At 60.1% G+C, this 17,718-nt stretch carries 15 protein-coding genes; 8 read left to right on the forward strand and 7 right to left on the reverse strand.

Annotated elements, in window-relative coordinates; translation table 11 throughout:
• Positions 1 to 51 precede the first annotated feature (51 nt).
• From hemF to DKW72_RS09850, 4 genes are all read right to left on the reverse strand, one after another.
• A complete protein-coding gene (gene hemF, locus DKW72_RS09835; protein ID WP_111642185.1) occupies positions 52 to 966 on the reverse strand; it encodes an oxygen-dependent coproporphyrinogen oxidase in 915 nt (304 codons plus the stop codon).
• Positions 967 to 985: 19 nt separating this feature from the next.
• Positions 986 to 1,555, reverse strand: coding sequence for a Sua5/YciO/YrdC/YwlC family protein (locus DKW72_RS09840; RefSeq protein WP_111642186.1), 570 nt, complete (start codon positions 1,553 to 1,555; stop codon positions 986 to 988).
• 61 nt (positions 1,556 to 1,616) lie between these two features.
• Positions 1,617 to 2,747 carry a DNA-processing protein DprA gene (gene dprA, locus DKW72_RS09845; RefSeq protein WP_111642187.1) on the reverse strand — a complete coding sequence of 377 codons (1,131 nt, stop codon included), beginning with the start codon at positions 2,745 to 2,747 and terminating at the stop codon, positions 1,617 to 1,619.
• A 77-nt stretch (positions 2,748 to 2,824) separates the two neighbouring features.
• A complete protein-coding gene (locus tag DKW72_RS09850) occupies positions 2,825 to 3,862 on the reverse strand; it encodes a LysM peptidoglycan-binding domain-containing protein (protein WP_111642188.1) in 1,038 nt (345 codons plus the stop codon).
• A 154-nt stretch (positions 3,863 to 4,016) separates the two neighbouring features.
• On the opposite strand from DKW72_RS09850, the gene def reads away from it, so the two are divergent.
• The 7 genes from def to DKW72_RS09885 all read left to right on the forward strand — a co-directional run bounded on the left by def (position 4,017) and on the right by DKW72_RS09885 (position 11,771).
• Positions 4,017 to 4,523 (forward strand): peptide deformylase, encoded by a 507-nt coding sequence (def, locus tag DKW72_RS09855; RefSeq protein ID WP_111642189.1) that lies wholly within the window; start codon positions 4,017 to 4,019, stop codon positions 4,521 to 4,523.
• 41 nt (positions 4,524 to 4,564) lie between these two features.
• Positions 4,565 to 5,542, forward strand: a complete 978-nt coding sequence (fmt, locus tag DKW72_RS09860) for a methionyl-tRNA formyltransferase (RefSeq protein ID WP_111642190.1) — start codon at positions 4,565 to 4,567, stop codon at positions 5,540 to 5,542.
• Positions 5,539 to 6,837: a 16S rRNA (cytosine(967)-C(5))-methyltransferase RsmB gene (gene rsmB / locus DKW72_RS09865; protein WP_111642191.1), complete on the forward strand. Its 1,299-nt coding sequence runs from the start codon at positions 5,539 to 5,541 to the stop codon at positions 6,835 to 6,837. The genes fmt and rsmB overlap by 4 nt, the downstream gene beginning before the upstream one ends.
• A gap of 52 nt (positions 6,838 to 6,889) precedes the next feature.
• Positions 6,890 to 8,278, forward strand: coding sequence for a Trk system potassium transporter TrkA (gene trkA / locus DKW72_RS09870; protein ID WP_111642192.1), 1,389 nt, complete (start codon positions 6,890 to 6,892; stop codon positions 8,276 to 8,278).
• A gap of 15 nt (positions 8,279 to 8,293) precedes the next feature.
• The gene (locus DKW72_RS09875; RefSeq protein WP_111642193.1) at positions 8,294 to 9,739 is read left to right on the forward strand and encodes a TrkH family potassium uptake protein; all 1,446 of its coding nucleotides are present in this window, start codon (positions 8,294 to 8,296) and stop codon (positions 9,737 to 9,739) included.
• A 36-nt stretch (positions 9,740 to 9,775) separates the two neighbouring features.
• Positions 9,776 to 10,633 (forward strand): DUF3667 domain-containing protein, encoded by an 858-nt coding sequence (locus DKW72_RS09880; RefSeq protein WP_111642194.1) that lies wholly within the window; start codon positions 9,776 to 9,778, stop codon positions 10,631 to 10,633.
• A gap of 235 nt (positions 10,634 to 10,868) precedes the next feature.
• Entirely contained in the window at positions 10,869 to 11,771 is a 903-nt protein-coding gene (locus DKW72_RS09885) for a type 2 periplasmic-binding domain-containing protein (protein WP_157960455.1), read from the forward strand.
• Between the two features lie 22 nt (positions 11,772 to 11,793).
• Here DKW72_RS09885 and DKW72_RS09890 read toward each other — a convergent pair whose 3' ends face one another.
• Complete coding sequence (locus DKW72_RS09890) at positions 11,794 to 12,732, reverse strand: cation transporter (protein ID WP_111642352.1); 939 nt, start codon at positions 12,730 to 12,732, stop codon at positions 11,794 to 11,796.
• A gap of 220 nt (positions 12,733 to 12,952) precedes the next feature.
• Here DKW72_RS09890 and DKW72_RS09895 point away from each other — a divergent pair, with 220 nt between their 5' ends.
• Complete coding sequence (locus DKW72_RS09895; RefSeq protein ID WP_111642196.1) at positions 12,953 to 14,512, forward strand: tryptophan halogenase family protein; 1,560 nt, start codon at positions 12,953 to 12,955, stop codon at positions 14,510 to 14,512.
• Here DKW72_RS09895 and DKW72_RS09900 read toward each other — a convergent pair.
• Both DKW72_RS09900 and DKW72_RS09905 read right to left on the reverse strand, forming a co-directional pair.
• Positions 14,413 to 15,708, reverse strand: coding sequence for an MFS transporter (locus DKW72_RS09900; protein ID WP_111642197.1), 1,296 nt, complete (start codon positions 15,706 to 15,708; stop codon positions 14,413 to 14,415). The two genes, DKW72_RS09895 and DKW72_RS09900, sit on opposite strands and share 100 nt — an antisense overlap.
• Positions 15,705 to 17,648, reverse strand: coding sequence for an acetyl-CoA hydrolase/transferase C-terminal domain-containing protein (locus DKW72_RS09905; RefSeq protein ID WP_111642198.1), 1,944 nt, complete (start codon positions 17,646 to 17,648; stop codon positions 15,705 to 15,707). The genes DKW72_RS09900 and DKW72_RS09905 overlap by 4 nt, the downstream gene beginning before the upstream one ends.
• Between the last annotated feature and the right edge of the window lie 70 nt (positions 17,649 to 17,718).

Genomic DNA, 17,718 nt, shown 5'->3' on the forward strand with positions numbered 1-17,718 from the left:
CATTCATGCAACTTCCGGTTGTGACTGTATGCGAAATGTAGCAACCGGGTATTACACCCAGTCGCGAGGCGTCAAATAGTTATCGGTTAAATCCGCCTCCGGGCTGCCCGGTGCTGGCTGCCAGTCGTACTCCCAGCGCACCAGCGGCGGCAGAGACATTAAAATCGACTCGGTGCGCCCACCGGTTTGCAGCCCGAACAAAGTGCCGCGATCATACACTAAATTGAATTCGACATAACGCCCGCGCCGGTAAAGCTGAAACTGACGCTGGTGTTCACCGTAAGGCAGTGCCTTGCGCCGGGCCAGAATCGGCCGGTAAGCGGGCAGGTAGCTGTCACCCACCGCACGCATAAAGGCAAAGCTGCGCTCAAAACCCAACTCGTTAAAGTCGTCGAAGAACAAGCCACCGACGCCCCGGGGCTCCTGGCGATGTTTGAGATAGAAGTAGTCGTCACACCACTTTTTGAAAAAGGGGTAAAAGTTATCGCCAAAGGGCGCACAGGCTTCGCTGGCCGTGCGGTGCCAGTGGCGGCAATCCTCTTCAAAACCGTAATAGGGTGTCAGGTCGTAACCGCCGCCGAACCACCAAACCGGGTCGGCCCCGGGCTTTTCAGCAATAAAGAAGCGCACATTGGCATGGCTGGTGGGCGCATAAGGGTTGCGCGGATGAATCACCAGAGACACCCCCATGGCCTCGAACGAGCGCCCCGCCAGCTCCGGGCGATGGGCCGTGGCCGAAGCGGGCATCTGCTCGCCAAAGACGTGAGAGAAATTGACCCCGCCCTTTTCGATCACCTCGCCATCGGCGAGGACCCGGGAGCGACCGCCCCCGCCCTCCTCACGCACCCAGGCGTCTTCGACGAACGCCCCCGACCCATCCTCTTCTGCCAGCTCGGCGCTGATACGCGCTTGCAGGTCTAACAGGTAGGCTTTTACCGCGTCTTTATCCGGTATTTCGGTGGTCATGGCATCCTCATCGTAGGGTTTAACCGGCGCGCACCCGCTCACCGGTGATCAAGTCGCGAATTTCCGAGGGCTTGGTGCGCGTACCCACCGTCCCCGGGAGCACCGCGTCCAGGCCGCGACCAAAATAGCGGCGCACACCCACGGCGGTACGCGCCGGAGGCAAGGCTTGCGGATTCGCAGAAGTAGAGACAATCGGACCGCCAAAGGCGCGACTGAGTGCTGCCGCAACCGGGTGATCGGTCACGCGCACCGCGACCGCGCTGAACCGCCCGGTCACCCAGGGCGGCGCCCAACCGTGGTTGGGAATCAGCCAGGTCACGGGCCCGGGCCAGCTCCCCGCCAGGCGCTCGCGCTGTTCTCCATTGAGACTCTGCAACAGTGGGGTCAATTGGTGTATATCGCTGGCCAGCAGTATCAGGCCCTTGTGCTCGGGCCGCGCCTTGAGGCGTAGGACCTGCTCAACCGCCAAGCGGTTCCAGGGGTTGCAACCCAGGCCCCAGACGGCTTCGGTCGGATAGCCGACCACGGCACCGCGGTGCAGCAGGCGCGCCGCGCAATGAATGCGGGGGTGTCGATCCCAAAGGGTCATGGTGGAAAATCCTGTGCTAATCAGAGACTGCGCAGCAATCTACCCTAGCACAGGGGTTAGCTCAAGCGACACGCACGTAACAACCGCCACGCTCACTGATGGCCCCTTTGAGCTCAAGGCCCATCAGCTGGGCCAGCAACGTCCCTGGATCCAGGGCTGTGCGCACCACCAGGGTGTCGATATCCACCGGGTCATAGCCCAGGTGGGTGAGGAGTTGCTGTTCTTCCTGGTCCAACACCGGCGCGTTGCCGGGCGCGGGCTCGGGCGTCGCGGCGAAGAGTTCGGTCTGGTACGCGAGTAAGCCGGCGAGCTGATCGACGACGTCCTGTCCGGTCTCTATCAGGGTGGCGCCATCGCGCAGCAACTGGTGGCAGCCCCTGGCAAGCGGATTGTGAATCGAGCCGGGGATGGCGAAGACTTCCCGGTTTTGCTGCAGCGCATAGCGCGCGGTGATCAGTGAGCCGCTTTTGACCGCCGCCTCAACCACCAAGGTGCCGAGACTCAAGCCACTGATCAGGCGGTTGCGCTGGGGGAAGTTGGCAGGCTGCGAGCGCGTGCCGATGGGAAATTCTGACACCAGCGCCCCGCCCTGCTCAACGATATCGGCCGCCAGGGACTTGTGCCGACTGGGATATACCTGATCGATCCCGGTGCCCATAATAGCCAGGGTTTTGCCGCCCGCATCGAGGGCACCCTGATGGGCCACGCCGTCTACCCCCAACGCCAGGCCGCTGGTGATGGCGAACCCGCAACCGGCGAGATAGTGCGCAAACTGCCAGGCGTTCTCACGCCCCCCAGCCGTGGGATTCCGGCTCCCCACCAGCGCCAGTTGGGGCAAACTCAGCGCATTGATATTACCAAGCACGAAAAGCACCGGCGGCGCCCGGCGAATCTCCGCCAACAGCGGCGGATAGTCCGGATCGCCTTTGACCACCACGGAAACCCGAGGGTGACGGTCGAGCCAGGCGAGGTCCTCTTCCAATCGTTGCCCCAGCGGGCTCGTTTTGGGGTTATCCCGGTAGGCACCCAAGGCCGACAGGGCTTCCGGACTCAAATGCCCACTGAGCTCCGCCAACGGACGCTCCAGGCAGTGCTCGGGGTGCGGGAATTGTTCCAGAAACTTGGCAAACGCCGACGCGCCCAGACCGGGCAGGCGTTGAAGGAGCAGAACGGCTTGCAGTGATGCGTACATGGTTCATCCTTGAATCATTGGGGTTGGGAGTTGCAAGCCCGGCGACCCGGAGGCCGCCGGGGAGGGTCACGCCCTCATCAGGGGTTGCGCACCCGGTCTTCCACCGCCAGCGGGCGGTCAGCTTCGAGCACCAGGCCGAAGCTCATTTTCTCAAAGGTGCGGAAGATCATCACCAGACCTGCGCGCTCGTCGGGCAGATTGACCCGCTCGTTGGTGACCCGGTCGCGCACCTGTTCACCGCGCTTGTAGGTGGCCAGCACATTACCGACTTGCAGACCCTCGCGCTCGCCGCGGTTGATCATGACCACATCGAACTTGCCGATTTGGGAGACCCCACCCTCGACCGCCAGGATCTGGCCAACGATGTCGTCATCCGGCGCGCTGGGGTAAAACACGGACTCCACCGGCCGCTGCTCGCTCGGGAGCAGGCGATCGCCCATGCGAATCTCTTCGTAGGACCGACTCACGGTGACGGTGGCCACGTCGTCAGTGCGGGTACGTACCCGCACCGTGCCGATGGCCTGAGCATGCTCACCCAGGCGCTCGCGTGTTTGCGGGTCGTGGTAAACCTCACCTTTGCGGAACACGCCGTAGGTGTCCACGTCTTCGGACAGATCGCCCCGGGCATAGGCCCGATCGCCCATACCCACAATCAGGCGGCGCTCGGGACCGGCGAGCATATAAGGAGCGTTGTCCAGCTCGCCCTCGGTGAGAATCCGGCTGCGGGACAGGTAGCTGTCAATCCGATCCAGGGGGATGGCCGGGATCGCGTCTTCCTCGGACAGTACCCGAATGCTCGGTTGCAGGCGGGTATCGCCGGGCGCCATGCGTACGGTGCGCTCAACCGTCAGGCGCGGCTGGCCGTCAATGTAGACCAGGCGGATCAGATCGCCGGGGAAAATCAGGTGCGGGTTTTCAATCTGGGGATTGACGTGCCAGATCTCCGGCCACAGCCAGGGCGTGTTGAGGAATTTATTGGAGATGTCCCAGAGGGTATCACCCCGCTCGACCACGTATTCCTCCGGATGATCCGACCGGAACGCCGTGTCCCGGTCGGCCCACGCCAGCACTGAAAGCATGGATGCCGCCAAAACCGCAAAAATTAGCTTTTTCATAGAATCCGATCCCGTTTTATTCGGTCTTGGGGCTTATAGGCGTTATAATACGCAATAGAGGTCCACTGCCTGCGTTATCGCCGACCAAAACCTTGCTCGGTCATAATGTTAGCAGTGGTTATTATCTTTTTACTAGAAGTTCGTCACAAAGACTATGGCCAAACTCGAAATTCTGGAATTTCCTGACCCCAGGCTGCGAAATGTGGCCAAGCCAGTCGAGCAGGTGGATGATCGTATCCGGCAACTGATCGACGACATGTTCGAGACCATGTACGCCGCCCCGGGCATCGGCCTGGCGGCAACCCAGGTCAATGTCCACAAGCAGATTGTGGTGATCGACGTGTCCGATACCCAGAGCGAGCCCCAGGTGTTCATCAACCCGGAGGTCGAGGTACTGGACCAGGAGCTGGGCGGTTACGACGAGGGCTGCCTGTCGGTGCCCGGCTTCTATGAAACCGTCGAGCGCCCCCGCCACGTGCGCGTCAAGGCGCTGGATCGCAACGGTGAACCCTTTGTGCTCGAGCCCCAGGGCCTGCTTGCGGTGTGCATCCAGCACGAACTGGATCACCTCAACGGCAAGCTCTTCGTCGACTATATTTCGCCCGTCAAACGCCAGCGCATTCGCAAAAAACTGGAAAAACAACACCGCCTGCAGGCCTGAGCCCGCCCGCTCAGGCCCACCGGGCCCAGGACCCGCTATCCATGACCTCAGCCGAACGTGACGCCGGCCTGCGCATTGTCTTTGCCGGTACACCGGATTTTGCCGCCCACCACTTGCAAGCCCTGCTCGACAGTCACCACCGCGTGGTGGGCGTCTACACCCAACCGGATCGCCCGGCCGGGCGCGGAAAGAAACTGCGCCCCAGCCCGGTCAAAGTATTGGCCGAAAGCCACGACCTGCCCGTTTACCAACCCGAGCGCCTCAAAGGCGACGCCGCGCGGGCCGAGTTGGCGGCACTCGAGGCTGACCTGATGGTGGTGGTGGCCTACGGCCTGCTGTTGCCCCAGAGTATCCTCGACACCCCCCGCCTGGGCTGCATCAACGTGCACGCCTCGCTCTTGCCCCGCTGGCGCGGTGCGGCCCCCATCCAGCGCGCCATCGAAGCCGGCGACCAGGTATCGGGCGTCACCATCATGCAGATGGATGCGGGCCTGGACACCGGCGCCATGCTGGTCAAAGCCGAGTGCACCATCGACCCCGAGGACACCGGCGGCAGCCTGCACGACAAGCTGCTCGAAGTCGGCGGCCCGGCACTGCTCGACGCCCTGGCGCAACTGGCTGAAGGCCGCGCCCGGCCCGAGTCTCAGGACGATAGCGAAGCCAACTACGCGGCCAAGTTCAGCAAGAATGAAGCGGCGCTCGACTGGCACCAGAGTGCCGAGCGCCTGGCCTTGAAAGTGCGCGCGTTCAACCCCTTCCCGGTGGCCACCACCCGGGAGTCGGGCAGCGCGGACCGCATCCGTCTCTGGCAGGCCCATGCGCTGCCCCAAACCGCGGACGCCGCGCCCGGCACCGTGGTCGCCACCGGCGCCGAGGGTATCGACGTCGCCTGCGGCGAGGGTTGCCTGCGTCTGACCCGGATCCAACTGCCCGGGAAAAAAGCCCTGCCTGTGGCCGACTTACTGCGCGGCCATCCGCAGTTGCTGTCTCCGGGCACTGTGCTGGAGCTACCGGCGTGAACCTGCGCGCCCAGGCCGCGCGCACCATCGGCCAACTGCTGCGCCACCAGGGGTCCCTCGCGAGCTTGCTCCCGGCGGCTCAGGCCAAAGTTGCCCCCAAGGACCAGGCGCTGTTTCAGGAACTCTGCTACGGCTGTCTGCGCTGGCAACCGCGCCTGCAGACCGTCGTCGCCCAGTTGATGGACAAGCCCCTGCGCGCCAAGGACAGCGATATTCAGGCCCTGCTGCTACTCGGGCTGTACCAGTTGGGTTACACCCGCATCCCCGATCACGCCGCCATCGGCGAGACCGTGGCCGCCTGCAAGGCACTGAAAAAACCCTGGGCGAGCAATCTGGTGAATGGTGTTCTGCGTCAGTATCAGCGCGATGCTGACCAGATGGACGCCCAGATGTCAGACTCTGCGGAGTATGTAAGTGCTCACCCTCAATGGCTGTACGGCAAACTGCGCAAAGCCTGGCCGACCCAGATCGACAGCCTTGTTGCCGCCAACAACAGCCACCCGCCCCTGACCCTGAGGGTCAATCGCCGCCACGCCCGCCGCGATGACTACCTGAGCCAACTACACGCCCTCGGCATTGCCGCCCGGGGCACCGAATACAGCCCTTGGGGCGTCACCCTGGACCGAGCCCAGGATCCGACCGGTCTACCCGGTTTCGATCAGGGCTGGGTGAGCGTGCAGGACGAAGCCGCGCAGTTGGCGGCGGATCTGCTTGACCTCGCCCCCGGCCAGCGGGTGCTGGATGCCTGCGCCGCGCCCGGCGGAAAAACCGGCCATATCCTTGAGCATACCGACGACCTCGAGGTTGTCGCCCTGGACAGTGAAGCCCGGCGCCTCACCCGGGTCGAAGACAATCTGGCGCGCCTGGGCCTGAGCGCCGAGGTGGCTTGCGGCGACGGCACCCGCCCCCAGGATTGGTGGGACGGGCGCGCTTTCGATAGACTGTTGCTCGATGCGCCCTGCTCGGCCACCGGCATTATTCGCCGTCAACCGGACATCAAGCTGCTGCGCCAACCCGAGGATATCGAGCGCCTGAGCCAACTGCAGGGCCAACTGCTGGATGCCCTGTGGGACACGCTGGCCCCCGGCGGCCTGCTGGTGTACGCCACCTGCTCGGCCCTGCCGGCGGAGAACACCCGCGTCGTCGAGGCCTTCCTGGCCCGCCGCCAGGACGCCCGGGAGTTGCCCATTGACGCGCACTGGGGGCTGGCCCAGCCCTGCGGGCGGCAACTTTTGGCACACACCGACGGCCACGACGGTTTTTACTATGCCCGACTGCAAAAACAGACAAAATAAGCTAGGCTTTGGCGATGCCGAAGCCGGCTAACTTGGGGTCCATTGACACGCAATGAAAATTATCATCCTCGGCGCCGGACAGGTCGGCGGCAGCCTTGCAGAGCATCTGGCCAACGAGGCCAACGACATCACGGTGATCGACACCGATAACACCCGGCTGCGGGAACTGCGCGACCGCCTGGATATCAGCGTAATCCACGGCGTCGGTTCCTACCCCGATGTCCTGGTTCAGGCCGGCATCGAGGACGCCGATATGCTGGTGGCCGTGACCAGCAACGACGAAACCAACATGATCGCCTGCCAGATCGCCTTCAGCCTGTATCGCACCCCCTCAAAGATCGCCCGAGTCAGAGCCACTGCCTACCTGACCCACAGCCGCCTGTTTGACGACAGTGCCGTGCCCATCGACGTCCTGATCAGCCCGGAACAGCTGGTGTCTGACTATATCTTCAAACTGCTCGAGCAGCCGGGCGCGCTCCAGGTACTGGACTTCGCCAATGGCCAGGCACAGCTGGTGGCGGTCAAGGCCTACCACGGCGGCCCCCTGGTGGGTCACGAGCTGCGCTTCTTGCGCGAGCACATGCCCAATGTCGACACCCGGGTAGCCGCCATCTACCGGCGCAACCGGGCGATCATGCCCACCGGTTCGACGGTGATCGAAGCGGATGACGAAGTCTTCTTTATCGCCGACAAGAACGATATTCGCGCGGTGATGAGCGAGCTGCGCCGACTGGAAACCGCCTACAAGCGCATCGTCATCGCCGGGGGCGGCAATATCGGCTATCGTCTGGCGAAAAAACTCGAAGGCCGGTTTCGGGTGCGGGTGATCGAACACAACGCCGAGCGCTGTGCGCATCTGGCCGAGCACCTGGAGCGCACCATCGTGCTCGAGGGCAGCGCCTCGGATCAGGACCTGTTGCTGGACGAAAATATCGAGGATACCGATGTCTTCCTGGCGCTGACCAACGACGACGAGGCCAATATCATGTCATCGCTTCTGGCCAAGCGCCTGGGCGCACGCAAGGTGATGACCCTGATCAATAATCCGGCCTACGTGGATCTGGTCCAGGGCGGCGAAATCGATATCGCCATTTCGCCCCAGAGCGCCACTATCGGCAGCCTGCTCACCCATGTCCGCCGGGGCGATATGGTGGCCGTGCACTCGCTCCGCCGGGGCGCCGCCGAGGCCATCGAAATCATCGCCCACGGCGACAGCAACTCCTCAAAAGTGGTGGGCCGGGCACTGGAAGATATCGATCTGCCCGAAGGCGCCAACATCGGTGCCATTGTGCGGGAAAAAGGCGATGGCAATAGCGACGTACTGATTGCGCACGACGATGTGGTGGTCGAGTCCGGCGACCACGTGATTATCTTCCTGCTGCACAAAAAACACATTCGCGACGTGGAAAAGCTTTTCCAGGTCGGATTTACCTTTTTCTAGGGGGCTGCCACCGCCATGCAATTTGCCATTATTGCCCGGGTGCTTGGCGTTCTGCTGATGCTCTTCAGCCTGACCCAGCTGACCCCTATCGTCGTGTCGCTGATCTACGGCGACGACAATTACATGACCTTTCTGCTGAGCTTTGGCATCGCTTTTATTGTGGGGATGGCCATCTGGTTTCCGGTGCACGCCTCGCGGGGTGAACTGCGCACCCGGGACGGCTTCCTGATCACGGCACTGTTCTGGTTTGTTCTGGGTTCCTTCGGCGCCCTGCCCCTGTACTTTTCTTTGGGCCTGAACCTGTCGGTCACCGACGCCCTGTTTGAGGCCATGTCGGGCCTGACCACCACCGGGGCCACCGTCATTACCGGGCTGGACGAACTGCCGCGCTCGATCCTCTTCTACCGCCAGCAGCTGCAGTGGCTGGGCGGCATCGGGATCATTGTGATCGCGGTGGCGATCCTGCCCATGCTCGGCGTCGGGGGCATGCAGCTGTACCGGGCCGAAGCGCCCGGCCCGGTCAAGGACAACAAGCTCACGCCGCGCATTACCGGCACCGCCAAGGTACTGTTCACCATCTACCTGATGTTTACCCTGGCCTGCATCATCGCCTACAAACTCGCCGGTATGGGTTGGTTCGACGCCGTCGGCCACGGCTTTTCCACCGTCGCCAACGGTGGCTTTTCCACCCACGACCAGAGCATGCACTACTTTGAAAGCAACGCCATTCTGCTGATCTGCTCGGTCTTTATGATCATCGCCGGGGCCAACTTTGCCCTACACTTTTTCGCCTGGCGGGAAAAAAGTCTGCTTCATTACTTCGCCGACGCCGAATTCCGGTTCTACTTCGGCTGGTTATTGGTGGGTACCGTGGTCACCATCGGGGTGTTGATGATGCACAACACCTACAGCACCGGGGACAGCCTGGTCATGGGCTTCTTCACCCTCGCCTCCACCCTCACCACCGCCGGGTTCTCCTCCGACTTCAACGGCTTTCCGTCATTTCTGCCCTATGCCCTATTTCTGCTCGCCTTCCTGGGCGGCTGCGCCAGCTCCACCGGCGGCGGCATGAAAATGATCCGCGTACTGCTGCTCTACAAACAGGGCGTGCGCGAGATTCACCGTCTGATTCATCCGAATGCGGTAATCCCGGTCAAGGTTGGCAAGATCAACGTGCCCGACCGGGTGGTCGAAGCCGTGTGGGGCTTCTTCGCCATGTACGTGGTGATGTACATCGCCATGTTTCTGATTATGCTGCTGACCGGTCTGGACCTGATAACGGCCTTCTCCGCGGTGGGCGCCACCATCACCAACCTCGGCCCCGGCATGGGCGACGTCGCCGGCCACTACGGCGACATCAGCAACGGCGCCAAGTGGGTCCTGACCTTCTCCATGCTGCTCGGGCGCCTGGAGGTGTTTACCCTCCTGGTATTGTTCAGCCCGATGTTCTGGCGGGGGTAACCGCTTTTTCACCGTCTAGCCCATGAGAGGTTTCTGATGGTTTCGTCCACTTCGGCGTCGTCGTGCAGCAACTGCGGTGAAGACCTGCAAGGGCCCTTCTGCCATCAGTGCGGACAGGACGACAAGCAGTACACCCGCAGTCTGCTCAGGCTGATTCCCGAGTTTTTCGGAGAGCTGAGCAACTGGGACAATCGACTCTGGCGCACCCTTGCACCGCTGTGGATACGCCCTGGATACCTGAGCCGGCGCTACGTCGACGGTCACCGCGCACCCTATGTGCCGCCGCTAAGACTGTATATTTTCACGTCAATTGTTGCCTTTCTGGTGTTCGCGCTGGCCATTCCCTACGAGCCACCCACCGGCATTGAGACCGGTGCCGCGCCGGCGTTTGGCGCGCCCAGCGTGCACCTGCCCATACTGAGCGAAGACCTGAATGCCTCGGTGAATACCAAACTTGCGCGCCTTATCGAGAATCCTGAACTGGGCATCAGCCGCTTTTTTTCATTGGCCCCACAGGTGATGTTTTTACTCTTGCCTATGCTCGCACTGCTACTCAAAGTCATCTACCTGTCGCGCCGACACTATTACATCGAGCATCTTATCCTCGCGCTCCACAGTCACAGTTTTTTGCTCCAATGGGCAATGCTGGCCATAGGGTTTGCCAAACTCATTGCTCTGGTCCAGCCCTGGCCTGCGATCGCCGTCGCACTAGGATGGCTGTTCAACCTGTACCTGTGGAGTGCCCCGATCTACTTACTGCTGAGCCAAAAAGCGTTCTACCGCCAAAGCTGGGGGATAACGCTGGTAAAATTCAGCGCTATCGGCGCGCTCTATAGCCTGACATTTTCATTCGCCCTGGTGGCGACAATCGTCATCAGTATTTTGCGCAGTTGATAATCCCCCAAAGCACTCGCCGTAAAAACAGAACGAGTGTTCATCAGCACAATCTCGGTCCTGGAACCGGTTATCGCCCTATTTCAGGAGAACAGGGGCGGACACCGGGCATTGCTTTGATACTTGGTTTTTGAAAATCCGAAACTTTACTGCGCGCTAATCCCGCCACTGATGATTAAATGCGAGTATGATATATCTGGACATGGGAAAACCTGAAATACGGTGGGCGGAGATTATGGTGAAACATCTCCTAATGCTGATCTGCGTGATCATCAGTTTTTCGGCGCAGGCTCTGGATTCGGCGCAGGGCGTGACCCTGGTCAATATTCCCTATATGGAAAGAGCCGGGCTTCATCGCGATTATGCCGACGCCCTCCTGGAACTTGCACTGGAATCATCCAGGGATACATACGGCCCTTACGAAATCGTTCAGCAAGGTGAGCAAACCGTCATTCGACGACAGCTGCAGCAGCTTATCGACGGTACAAATCTATCGGTTGCTGTTTCCATGCCCATGCCTGAGTGGCTGGAAGGTACCCGGATGGTACAGTTCCCCATCATGAAAGGTCTGGCGAGCTACCGCTTGTTTTTTGCGCACGAAGAAAATCTGACACTGTTCAATATGATTGAGCGCGTGGAGAGTCTGAAAGCCTTGAAAATTGGTCAAGGGCGAGGCTGGTCAACCGCCAAACTGCTTGAGGACAATGGTTTTCGCGTTGTTTATGGCGGGAACTACAAAGCCCTGTTTCCAATGTTAGGTGCCGATCGCTTTCAGTTGTTAATGCGGGGCGCCTATGAAATAGGCCCCGAGTATGCATTTTACAAAGACATTATGCCGGAACTTGCCATTGTCGACGGCCTGGCCATCTACACCTACCTGCCGATGTACTTCTTCGTGTCCGAGAAGCACGAAGGCCTTGCCGAGCGTTTGGAGTACGGGTTAAAAAAGGCACATGCCAGCGGCGCCATCGATAGCCTGTTCGAGCAATATTTCAGTGAGGCCCTGGCATTGCTCAATGTCGAACAGCGCAAGATTTTTTATCTGCCCAATACCAATATTGATCCCTCCTTCTACGAGAAGGACAAGCCCTACCTACTGGAAACCATCATCAAACGGGAAGCCGAAAGAAATCATTGACCGTCGTTGTCAGTGCTTGCCGCTAAACGCTGGAATTCGTGCTCAGCAACCCGCTCGACGGCGCCGCCCAGCGCTCTTCCGTGGTAAAAATCACATCGGTGACCAGGGGCGCGTAGAAGGCGCGCACCTGTTTGTCGATCTGCTCACGCACGCGGTCCAGCGACGCCAGCGAGTCGGGCCGGTAGTCGGCAGGCAAGACCACGTGCACAATCACATAGAGTAACCGCCCGGGCTTGACCATCCGCACATAAAGCGTGTGCTCGGGCAGGTCGACGAGTGCCGCTTCGATGGCGGCGCGCACCGGAGCGGCAACCGGTTCAGGCGGCGTGCGGTTGAGAAGTTCCTGCAGCGCCTGATTGGCCATACGTACCGGCACGCCCAGAAAAAAAAGCACCACCACAATAACCAGTACCGAATCGATGTAGCGGGTGGCGGTATCAAAGCCAAAGGCCTGCAACACGGGAATCAGACAGAAGGTCAGCAGCACGACGCCGGTAAAGACTGCGTTGATCACCCAGTTGTCACGATCGATGCGCACCAGAGGGCTGTCTACATGCCTGAGGGTGCGCTGCATCAGCCAGGCACAGACACTGCACACCAGAGCCGCGAAGGCCGCGTAGGCAATGGCCAACCCGGCAACAATTTCCCGACCGCCCGTCAGCAGCGCATTGACCGCATCAAAGAGCGCAAATCCGGACACCCCCAAAATCAACAGCCCTTTGCCCACATTGACGAGGGATTCAAAGTAGCTGTAACCGAAAGGAAACTGGTCACTGTCCGGCCCGCTGGCAAGCTGACTGACCCTGAGTGTTGCCAGCGCGATGGCGAAGTACACCAGGTTGAACAAGCCGTCGAGCAGAATGGCCTGGGAGTTGGTGAAAGTCGCGGCAGTAACCGCAACGCCACCCACCACCAGGGACATGACCACGGAGACGCGTAGGGCACCGACTTCGGTTTTCATGAGCTTGACCAGGACAAGGGGAATGAAAAAAGGCTCAGCAGTATAGCAACTGTCGGTCACCCTTTATAGGCGGATTTTCCTTGACCAAAACAACAATATCGAAGATATTTCACATCAAAAGCGGAGCGTAGACTCCAGAAAACTCCTGGCAAAGGCGAATGAATATTCAGTGGCATTTGGCACTGACGTTCAAAACGTGCGCACCGTTTTTGGAGTTTTTATGAGTAAGCCTTTGCATATTGTTATCGCCGGAGGCGGCACGGCCGGCTGGATGGCCGCCAATCTGTTCATCAAACAATGGGGCGCGGCGCAGATTTCGCTGGTTGAATCACCCGACATCGGCATTATCGGTGTCGGCGAGGGATCAACGCCCCACCTGCGACGCTTTTTCGAAGCCATCGATCTGACCGAAAAAGAGTGGATGCCCCGCTGCAATGCGACCTACAAGTGCAACATCCGGTTTATCGACTGGAGCCCCGCTTCCGGCCATGATCACTACAGCCACCCTTTTTTCAACCAGGTCGACGCCCTCAATCAGGCCGCCTTCTTCAACAACTGCATGAGCCGTCGTCTGGGTCACTCCGTCCACACGCACCCGGATGACTTTTTTCTCGGCACTGCTCTCGCACAGGCGGGCAAGGCTCCCATCGCACCCGAGCACTTTCCGTTCGACATGTCCTACGGCTATCACTTTGATTCCCATCTGCTCGGTCAGTATCTGGCGGACGTAGCTGTCAGTCGCGGCGTGGTTCATGTGAGTGACAGGATTGTTCAGGTTCAGCGCAACGATTCGGGCGATATTGGCGCCTTGCATCTTGAAAGCGGCCAGGTGATCAGCGGCGATCTGTTTGTCGACTGCACCGGTTTTGCGTCCTTGCTGATGCAGCAGACACTCCAGGTGCCGTTCAAATCCTTCAAGGAGAATCTGTTTAACGATCGCGCGGTGGTGATGCGGACCCCGATGGCGGGCGCGGTTCCAGTCGAAACCCGGGCAACGGCCCTGAGCGCCGGCTGGTGCTGGAAGATCCCGCTCACCAATCGCTTCGGCAACGGCTATGTGTACAGCTCGGATTTCATCAGCGAAGACGAGGCCGAACGGGAATTCCGTGCGCACCTGGGGCTGCCCGATAGCGCCGACAACTGTCGCCACCTGAAAATGCGGGTCGGGCAACTCGAACAGCACTGGGTCCACAACTGTTTGAGTCTGGGATTATCCCAGGGATTTATCGAACCCCTGGAGGCCACAGCGCTGCATCTGGTGCAAGTAGCCATCGAAGGCTTTATCCGGCGTTTTGAGCAGGGCCAGTTCAGCGCGCAATACCGGGATGAATTCAACCGCTCTATCAACGAGCACTTTGAGCGGGTACGTGACTACATCGTGGGTCACTACAAACTTAACACCCGGGAGGATAGCGACTACTGGCGGGCCAACCGCAATAACGACAAGCTGTCCGATGCCTTTCTTGAGGTGATCGAAGGCTGGTTCAACTACAAAAGCATTACCAGCGTACTGCGTGAGCGCAGGGGTGTCTCTCAGTTTGACGCCCAGAGTTGGCACTGTCTGTTGGCGGGTTACGGCACTTTTCCCGCCGTCACCAAAGGCCCTCCTCCCCGCGGAGACAGATACAGGGACACCAATGTGGCCAACGTACTCCGGGGCTCGGTACTCAACTTTCCGGATCACTTGGCCGCGTTGGCGTCACTCACAAGCGCTGAATCAGAGGGCGGTTCGACAGCCATCCCCGGTTCGAAGTCCGGGTTCCTCGGGTCGATATCCTGAAGACCCAGGCCCGCTTCCGGCGTGGCCAGGAAAAAGTCTTCCTGCTCCTCGACGCTGGGGTGTCTGTGGCGCGGTTGCAGGGCAATAAAGGCTGAGAAAAGCCCCAGGACCAAGAGGCTCGCGACAAACAGACCGCGGGCGCCCAGCCACTCCATAAACAGTGCGCTCGCGAGCGGGCCAATGCAGCTACCGACGCCGTAGCTGAGCAGGAGTGCCGTGCTTGCGGCGGTGATCCGGTGGCTGTCCATAACGTCGTTGGTCATGGCTACGCCGATCGGATAGAGGGTCGCGGCAATGCCCATATAGAGGCCCACAAACACCATCGAAAGTATCGGACTGAAGCCAGCCAATACGGCCGTAATCGCGCTTGCGACCGCCGCGATGACGCTGGCAACAAGCATCACCCGGTAACGATCAAAGCGGTCGCACAGACGCCCCACCGGCCAGGCCAGAAGCATGGCGGCAAGAATGGCAATGGCCATGAAATTGGAAATTTCATTCAGGGCAAACCCGATACGATCGGCGAACACCGGTCCCATGGCGTAGAAACTGCTAATCAAAAAGCCCGCAACCATGGCACCCAATGCGCCCACCGGCGACTCCCGATACAGGCGCCAGAGCGACAGACGCTCACTCTGTTCAATGTCCGGTGACTGACGCCGGGTCATGGACAGGGGCACCAGTGCCAGAATCACGAGCATCGCGGCCAGACTGAAAGGCACAAACAGCGTAGGCTCGCTCGCGCGAATCAGCACCTGGCCGCCAGCGGTAGAGAGATAGAACACGACCTGATAGAACGCAAACAGGCTGGCCCGATTTTTGTTATCGGCCCGACTGCTGAACCAACTCTCCACGACGATCATCAGGCCCGCCATCATAAAGCCGGCAATGGCGCGCAGGAAGCCCCACAACCAAGGGTCGACCGCCAGGGCGTGGACAAGAATAGCCACAGACAGCAAAGCGGCAAAGACCGCAAAGGAACGAATGTGACCGACCCGCTGAATCACATTGCCCGCATAGAGGGTGCCGAATACAAAGCCAAAGGAGTAGCACACCAGAATCCAGCCGATCACCGAGGGCGCGAAAGCCTCCATACTCAAGCGCAAACCGAGCAGGGTCATCAGGAAGGCGTTGCCACTCACCAGAAGAATCAGGCTGGCAAACAGGGAGGACAGGGAAAGGGCGGTTCGCATCATAAATGTTTCAGTCCATAAATCAGCAGTCGTCGTTCAATCTGTTCAGCCAGCCCCCGAGGGCGGGTCAGCGCCATACGCTCTAGCAGGGGTTCATGCTCCGGCGCGGGGCCACCGGCGGTCAAGCCGCCCCAGAGTAACGCGAGTTTACCGGCTTTTGTGGCACTTTTACCCTTCAGTGCCTTCAGGGTTTTACCCAGTTGTTGCTCGGCGTCAGTCAGCTCGGTGCCAAAGGGAAAACGTGGGAACTGGTGCTCACCCCCGGCCTGTTTGAACTGGGCCGCAATCGTCTCCGGGGTATTGCGACGCCAGGCGTCGGGAATTCGAAAATCTTTCGCCACTTTGCCCGCGGCCTGGGCCTGTTCGAGCAGCGCCTGCTGAAAGCGCGCGTCGGCAACCTGGATCAGGGCCAGATAGACGGCCTCATCGGAGCGACCACGCAGATCAGCGATACCGTACTCGGTCACCACGATATCCCGCAGATGCCGGGGAATGGTGCAGTGGCCATAGCTGAACAGGATCGTCGAGACCGTCCGTCCTCCCGCGTTGCGGGTACTGCGCAATGTCAGTATCGAACGCGCGCCGGGCAACTCGTGAGCCATGGCGACAAAATTGTACTGGCCACCGACACCGCTGATGACACGACCATCCTCGAGACCATCGGATACCGCTGCGCCGTCAAGCGTGCAGAGCATGGCCGAGTTGATAAACCGTGATTGTTGACGCTGCGCAACCTTCAGTCGCTGGGTGCCCAATGGGTGATCAAACAGATCATTGATGTAATTGATGCTGGTCATATCGATCAAGCGGTGCTGCTCATCACTCAGTCGATGCAGTTGGCGGTAGAAATCCTCCGGCCCTACAAAGAAGCCTCCGTGCATCACCACACCGCCCTGGCGATCATCCTGTGCGACCGACTCGCCCCGGTTGATCGCCTCCTGCAGCGCGACATCGGGGTAGACACGACGCTTGAGGATTCCGGCGTTGAGCAAGTGAATAAACCCGTCCACCATCATTTCACTGCAGCCGTAAAGCCCGGCATCGAAGCTGCCGGTGCCGCCACAGTGTTCAACCACAGGGAAGCGCTGGGCCACCGCGAGATCTCGATATACGGCCTGCCAGCGGGGGTTGTCCCGGTGGCGCATGAGGGTACTGTGGACCAGTGCGGCACCGAGCGAGCCGATACCGATCTGCAAGGTGCCCGCATCCTGGAGTAGGGTGCTGGCATAGAAACCGATCAAATGATCCTGCGGCGTAATCGGTGTTTGCGGAACCGGAAAAAGCGGATACTCACTGTCCGGATCGTCCAGAAAAAGGTCAAAGTCCGTGCGCGGGCGCGCGGCACTGTTGCCCATGTACGGCAAGTATCGGCTGAACTCGGCAATGGCGATTGTCGGATAGGGCTGGGCCCGCAGACGTGGCAGGAGGTCCAGGGTCAAATCGGGATTGCAACTGAGGCTGACCTGCTCGCCCTGTTCATCCGGTGCCACCAATTGCGCGATGACATTGACACCCTGATCGAGAATATCCCGCAACGCATGGGTGTAATTGGTGCAGATGTAGTGGCGCTGTTGATTGCGGTTGTTCTTTAAGTTGCCCGCCTGAAAAAAAAACTCCGACAGCGTGACATTGCTGGGAAGCTGGTCGTCCATCGCATCCCGCGCGTAGGCGAGCTCCGGTATCTGCCCGTAAAGACGCTCGACAAACGGCGCCAGAAAACGCCGCTCAAGGGATTCCCCCGGTTCCGGCGCTAAAAGCGAGAGCGCCGTGACAATATGCAATTGCAAGGAGGGATCCGCCTGGGCGCGCGCATAAAGGGCATTGACGAAGTGACGAGGCTTACCTAAACCGAGTGGCAACCCCAGGACGATGGTCTTTCCGACCTGCTCGATCACTTGGTCTACACAGGCCTGTGGGTCGCGATAGCTGTCCGGGCGTACCATAACAATCTCTCTCATCACCAAGTGCTTTCAGGTTAGCACAGGGATTTTTGGCTTGCGGTTGGTATTTTGC

The sequence above is a fragment of the Marinimicrobium alkaliphilum genome, assembly GCF_003259155.1.
Taxonomy (GTDB): Bacteria; Pseudomonadota; Gammaproteobacteria; order Pseudomonadales; family Cellvibrionaceae; genus Marinimicrobium_A; species Marinimicrobium_A alkaliphilum.

What these genes read in the sequence shown, in the direction of transcription:
- DKW72_RS09900 (WP_111642197.1), bottom strand. Translation starts at nt 15,708, where the DNA reads ATGATGCGAACCGCCCTTTCCCTGTCCTCCCTGTTTGCCAGCCTGATT.
- DKW72_RS09895 (WP_111642196.1), top strand. Translation starts at nt 12,953, where the DNA reads ATGAGTAAGCCTTTGCATATTGTTATCGCCGGAGGCGGCACGGCCGGC.
- DKW72_RS09885 (WP_157960455.1), top strand. Translation starts at nt 10,869, where the DNA reads ATGGTGAAACATCTCCTAATGCTGATCTGCGTGATCATCAGTTTTTCG.
- trkA (WP_111642192.1), top strand. Translation starts at nt 6,890, where the DNA reads ATGAAAATTATCATCCTCGGCGCCGGACAGGTCGGCGGCAGCCTTGCA.
- DKW72_RS09850 (WP_111642188.1), bottom strand. Translation starts at nt 3,862, where the DNA reads ATGAAAAAGCTAATTTTTGCGGTTTTGGCGGCATCCATGCTTTCAGTG.
- dprA (WP_111642187.1), bottom strand. Translation starts at nt 2,747, where the DNA reads ATGTACGCATCACTGCAAGCCGTTCTGCTCCTTCAACGCCTGCCCGGT.
- DKW72_RS09875 (WP_111642193.1), top strand. Translation starts at nt 8,294, where the DNA reads ATGCAATTTGCCATTATTGCCCGGGTGCTTGGCGTTCTGCTGATGCTC.
- fmt (WP_111642190.1), top strand. Translation starts at nt 4,565, where the DNA reads ATGACCTCAGCCGAACGTGACGCCGGCCTGCGCATTGTCTTTGCCGGT.
- DKW72_RS09890 (WP_111642352.1), bottom strand. Translation starts at nt 12,732, where the DNA reads ATGAAAACCGAAGTCGGTGCCCTACGCGTCTCCGTGGTCATGTCCCTG.
- def (WP_111642189.1), top strand. Translation starts at nt 4,017, where the DNA reads ATGGCCAAACTCGAAATTCTGGAATTTCCTGACCCCAGGCTGCGAAAT.
- hemF (WP_111642185.1), bottom strand. Translation starts at nt 966, where the DNA reads ATGACCACCGAAATACCGGATAAAGACGCGGTAAAAGCCTACCTGTTA.
- DKW72_RS09840 (WP_111642186.1), bottom strand. Translation starts at nt 1,555, where the DNA reads ATGACCCTTTGGGATCGACACCCCCGCATTCATTGCGCGGCGCGCCTG.
- DKW72_RS09880 (WP_111642194.1), top strand. Translation starts at nt 9,776, where the DNA reads ATGGTTTCGTCCACTTCGGCGTCGTCGTGCAGCAACTGCGGTGAAGAC.
- DKW72_RS09905 (WP_111642198.1), bottom strand. Translation starts at nt 17,648, where the DNA reads ATGGTACGCCCGGACAGCTATCGCGACCCACAGGCCTGTGTAGACCAA.